This is a genomic window from Streptomyces sp. NRRL WC-3549, assembly GCF_000721935.1.
In the GTDB taxonomy this organism is placed as follows: domain Bacteria; phylum Actinomycetota; class Actinomycetes; order Streptomycetales; family Streptomycetaceae; genus Streptomyces.
The window spans coordinates 113,293-118,521 of record NZ_KL585405.1; the positions used below are offsets into that span (position 1 = coordinate 113,293).

Annotated in this window: 3 protein-coding genes, 1 tRNA gene and 1 pseudogene; 4 read left to right on the forward strand and 1 reads right to left on the reverse strand. The window is 68.7% G+C overall.

Features of this window, described 5'->3' with window-relative positions; translation table 11 throughout:
* A pseudogene (locus IH13_RS43475) lies at positions 1–338 on the forward strand (hypothetical protein); the annotation flags it as partial.
* 22 nt (positions 339–360) lie between these two features.
* On the forward strand, positions 361–1,041 hold the full coding sequence (locus tag IH13_RS40925; RefSeq protein WP_082317640.1) for a hypothetical protein: 681 nt from the start codon (positions 361–363) through the stop codon (positions 1,039–1,041).
* A 528-nt stretch (positions 1,042–1,569) separates the two neighbouring features.
* Here the strand turns inward: IH13_RS40925 and IH13_RS0118510 are convergent.
* Positions 1,570–1,644, reverse strand: a tRNA-Cys gene (locus IH13_RS0118510).
* Positions 1,645–1,844: 200 nt separating this feature from the next.
* Here IH13_RS0118510 and IH13_RS0118515 point away from each other — a divergent pair.
* Together IH13_RS0118515 and IH13_RS37800 are read left to right on the forward strand one after the other, a co-directional pair.
* On the forward strand, positions 1,845–3,314 hold the full coding sequence (locus IH13_RS0118515; RefSeq protein ID WP_031085835.1) for an MFS transporter: 1,470 nt from the start codon (positions 1,845–1,847) through the stop codon (positions 3,312–3,314).
* Positions 3,315–3,620: 306 nt separating this feature from the next.
* A partial coding sequence (locus tag IH13_RS37800; protein WP_031085836.1) for a DEAD/DEAH box helicase occupies positions 3,621–5,229 on the forward strand: 1,609 nt, incomplete at its 3' end.

The window sequence follows — 5,229 nt, forward strand, 5'->3', positions numbered from 1 at the left end:
TGGCGCCCGCCGGTACGGCTGCAGTGCTCATCCCCCTGGCAACTGATACAGGAACCGGTGGCGTCGAGCAATTTATAGGTCAAGTGATTGGTGACATCTCTGATAGTTCCGTAGAGGAGGCCAAAGAAAAGATGGAGGGGGAAACCAGGGCCAAAAAGACGGAAATCTATTCTGGAGGAGAGAGTATGGCTGAAGCTCCAGTGAAAGGTTTCAAGGTGAGGCATGGCATCAGCAGCACGGACAACCTTGGAGTAGATCTGAAAATTGCAATGGATTCCGGCTACACGAAGGGTAATCAGCGTGAGAACCAGCAAGGTCATGATCCGGAAACCGGCTGACGATGGGTAAGGGGTGCAAATGATGAGTAGTAATTTTGGCTCGGTGAGGCATTCTAAGCGTCTGGCAGTCCTTATTCTGATCATGGGAGCCGGGATGGTGGCTTGCGGGCAAGGAGGGGAGAGTGGCGAGGAGAAGAGATTCGTTGGGGCGTCGGAGGTATGCGACGGAATTTTCTCCGGCGCCTTGGCGAAAAAGGTCGAGTTTGTTACGGGGGATGTGTTGTTCACTGGTACGGGAACCAAGGGGCGGAAGCTGGAGAAGGTCGTCGAGGAGTTGAAGATGTCATATGCGTCAGGTCGGGAATGGGGAACTGGGGCGAACCTGTGTGAAATGAAGGGGAAGGGGGGTGGAGTGTCAAACCGCGCAGTGATCGGGTTCCATATGTACGCGGAACAGGATTTGGAAAATCCACGAAAATCAGTCAGCGCGGAGTCCTACACCATGGGGAAAAGGTCCGAGGCGGGAAAGTTTGGTGCGTTGGTCTATCTGGAGTGTGTCAGTCCCCAGCTGAAGGGGTCGGACGCGACCCCATTGCGTATCTATGGAAACTTCACGCGGGGGAAGAGTGATGTGCCTGATGCGCGTGCTGCCCGGGACGCGAGTCTGGAGATTCTTCATGCCGGAGCCCTTGCAGTGGTAAAGGAGCTCGGGTGTGAAAACAGTGCTGGCCTGCCGGAAAGTGCCTCTGTCACGCTGAAGTAATGAGCTATTCCAGATCAGGCCCGGGTAACGACCGTGGAAACCAGCAAGCCAGCGCCCCGGAAACTGGATGACACGGCGGTAGGGCACAGCAGTACGACAGAGCGGGATGCTGGTCGTGGTCAGGCGTAGAAGCGTGTGGGGCGGGCTTCTCGGCGCTGTTGCGGCGAGCTCGCTGATCGTCGAGGCTGCGGGGTGCAGCGGTGGCGGTGACGAAGACCCGCGGAGGCGGCCCAGGAGCAGGCAGTCACGTCCGGACGCCGAAGGAGGCAGAAGGGGCACCGAGGCGCTGAAGGGGGCGGGCCTTCGCCACCGTCCCCCACTCCGTCTCCCTGGCCATGGCGAAGGACCGGGCTGCGAGGTCGACGGAGGGCTCGCAGCCCAGTCGTCGCTGGACCCGGCGTGACCCGTACGCGCGGGACGTGACCGCGCCCGGGAGGGCGCGACCCGTGCGCGCGTGAGTGGCCGCCCCCGCACCATGGGGGCGGCCGTTCCCTTTCGGGCTCTCGTGCCCGGAACGCCGGAGAGCGCTGGAGACCGTGACCGGATTCGAACCGGTGTAACTCGAGTTGCAGTCGAGCCCCTGAGCCTCTCGGGCACACGGTCGGGGCGTGTTTCCTCGTGCTGCCGACCGTACGGTCCCGGCGCGGCGGCCCTCAAGGGCGGCTGGCGCCCCGCAACACGACTGCCATACGGCGTTCACGCGCCCCACCGGTCACCAGGGGTGCGGCCTACGACTGAGGGTGGATCCGGACTCCTTCCACGGACAGGGGTCACCTGCGCTTTCGGCCCTTACCCTTAGGTCCATGAGCGCCCTGGAACCCCGTGACACCGGTGTCACCGCCCCCCTCGCCGACACCACCGACACGGACACCGCGCCCGCACCGCCCGAGGGCGTGCTGGGGCGTACCTACCGGGCGCTCAGCATCGGCATCGTCTCCGTGGTCCTGCTCATCGCCTTCGAGGCGACCGCGGTCGGTACGGCGATGCCGGTGGCGGCCCGCGAGCTGAACGGCATCCCGCTCTACGCCTTCGCCTTCTCCGCCTACTTCACGACCAGCCTCTTCGCCATGGTGCTCTCCGGGCAGTGGGCCGACCGGTCCGGGCCGCTCGCGCCGCTCGCCGCCGGTATCGGGTCGTTCGGCGCCGGGCTGCTGCTGTCGGGGACGGCGGGCGGCATGTGGGTCTTCCTGCTGGGGCGGGCCGTCCAGGGCATCGGCGGCGGCCTGGTCATCGTGGCGCTGTACGTCGTCATCAGCCGGGCCTATCCGGAGCGGATCAGGCCGGCGATCATGGCGGCGTTCTCGGCCGCCTGGATCGTCCCGTCCGTCGTCGGGCCGCTCGCCTCCGGGACGGTGACCGAACACCTGGGATGGCGTTGGGTCTTCGTCGGAATCCCGGTGCTCATCGTGCTGCCGCTCGGCCTCGCGCTGCCCGCGATCCGGCGCATGGCCTCCGGACCGGCCGAAGGGACACCGGCCCCCTTCGACCGCCGGCGCATCCGGCTCGCCCTGGGCATCTCGCTGGGCGCGGGGCTCCTCCAGTACGCCGGACAGGAGCTGCGGTGGCTCTCGCTGGTCCCCGCCGCGGCCGGCGCCGCGCTCCTCGTGCCCGCCGTGCGCGGGCTGCTGCCCCGGGGGACGATGCGGGCCGCCCGGGGGCTGCCCGCGGTGATCCTGCTGCGCGGGGTTGCGGCGGGATCGTTCATCGCTGCCGAGTCCTTCGTACCGCTGATGCTGGTGACCCAGCGGGGCCTGTCCCCGACGATGGCGGGCCTGTCGCTCGCCGCCGGTGGCCTGACCTGGGCGCTGGGCTCGTACGTGCTGGCCCGGCCGCGCCTGGAGGAGCACCGGGAGTTTCTGATGGTGGGCGGGATGGTGCTGGTGGCGCTGGCCATCGCCGCCGCCCCGGCGGTGCTGGTCGAGGCGGTCCCGGTCTGGACGGTGGCCGTCGTCTGGGGCGTCGGCTGTTTCGGCATGGGCATGGTGATCGCGTCGACGAGCGTGCTGCTGCTGAAGCTGTCGGCCCCGCACGAGGCGGGTGCCAACTCGGCGGCGCTCCAGATCTCGGACGGGCTGGCCAACGTACTGCTGCTGGCCGGCGGCGGAGCGGCGTTCGCCGCGCTCGGCGGGGGCGCGGTGGGTGCGGCCGTGCACGGCCCGGCGGGCAGTGGGACCGCCGGTTCGCACCCCGCGGCGTTCGCGGCGGTCTTCCTCCCGATGGCGGCGGTGGCGCTGGTGGGCGCCTGGGTGGCGAGCCGGGTACGCACCCGCTGACGGCCACGGCGGGCGGTTTCCCCGGGGCTGCGGTCCCGTGTCCCCGGCCCGGTGTGAGAGCCGTCGCACTCCGCCACGGGACGGCCTGGTCCGTACGAGGTCGGGACCCGCCCGCCGGTAGGGTGGCCCGGTCGTCCCCTCGCGTGCGGGTCCCTCGATGGCCCGCCTGGACAGTGCCCCCACGTACCCGAGTGCCCTGAACCGGAGACCGTGACTACTACCGCCTCCCACCACCTCTCACCCGCCTTTCCCGGCCGCGCCCCCTGGGGTACGGCCGGCAAGCTGCGCGCCTGGCAGCAGGGCGCGATGGAGAAGTACGTCCAGGAGCAGCCGCGCGACTTCCTCGCCGTCGCGACGCCCGGCGCCGGCAAGACGACCTTCGCCCTGACCCTCGCCTCGTGGCTGCTGCACCACCACGTCGTGCAGCAGGTCACGGTCGTGGCGCCCACCGAGCACCTCAAGAAGCAGTGGGCCGAGGCCGCCGCCCGGATAGGCATCAAGCTCGACCCCGACTACAGCGCCGGACCACTCAGCAGGGAGTACCACGGGGTCGCGGTGACGTACGCGGGTGTCGGCGTACGCCCGATGCTCCACCGCAACCGCTGCGAGCAGCGCAAGACGCTCGTGATCCTCGACGAGATCCACCACGCCGGTGACTCGAAGTCCTGGGGCGAGGCCTGCCAGGAGGCGTTCGACCCGGCGACCCGGCGGCTCGCGCTCACCGGTACGCCGTTCCGCTCCGACACCAACCCGATCCCGTTCGTCGCGTACGAGGAGGGCAACGACGGCATCCGCCGCTCCTCGGCCGACTACACCTACGGCTACGGCAACGCGCTCGCCGACGGGGTCGTCCGCCCCGTGATCTTCCTCAGCTACAGCGGCAACATGCGCTGGCGCACCAAGGCAGGCGACGAGGTCGCGGCCCGGCTGGGCGAGCCGATGACCAAGGACGCCATCGGCCAGGCCTGGCGCACCGCGCTCTCCCCGACCGGCGACTGGATCCCCAATGTGCTGGCCGCCGCCGACAAGCGGCTGACCGAGGTGCGCAAGGGCATCCCCGACGCGGGCGGCCTGGTCATCGCGACGGACCAGGAGTCGGCCCGCGCGTACGCCAAGATCCTCAAGTCGGTCACCGGCGAGAAGCCGACCGTGGTCCTCTCCGACGAGAAGGCCGCGTCCAAGAACATCGACAAGTTCAGCCAGGACACCTCGCGCTGGATGGTCGCGGTCCGGATGGTGTCGGAGGGCGTCGACGTACCGCGGCTGGCCGTCGGCGTGTACGCCACCACCATCTCCACGCCGCTCTTCTTCGCGCAGGCCGTCGGACGGTTCGTACGGTCGCGCAGGCGCGGTGAGACCGCCTCCGTGTTCCTGCCGACCATTCCGATGCTGCTCGACTTCGCCAACGAGATGGAGGTCGAGCGCGACCACGTGCTCGACAAGCCGAAGAAGGGCGGCGACGAGGAGAACCCGTTCGCCGAGGAGGACCAGCTCCTCGCCGACGCGGAGAAGCTGGAGGACGAGGAGACCGAGGACCAGCTGCCCTTCGAGGCGCTGGAGTCCGACGCGGTCTTCGACCGGGTGCTGTACGACGGCGCCGAGTTCGGGATGCAGGCCCACCCGGGAAGCGAGGAGGAGCAGGACTACCTGGGCATCCCGGGGCTGCTGGAACCCGACCAGGTGCAGCTGCTGCTCCAGAAGCGGCAGACCCGGCAGATCGCCCACAGCCGACAGAAGCCGGCGTCGGAGGCCGACCTCCTGGAGAAGGCGGCCGAGGACCGGCCCGTGGTCACCCACAAGAAACTGCTGGAGCTGCGCAAGCAGCTGAACACCATGGTCTCGGCGTACACCCACCAGAGCGGCAAGCCGCACGGCGTGATCCACACCGAACTGCGCCGGGTGTGCGGCGGCCCCC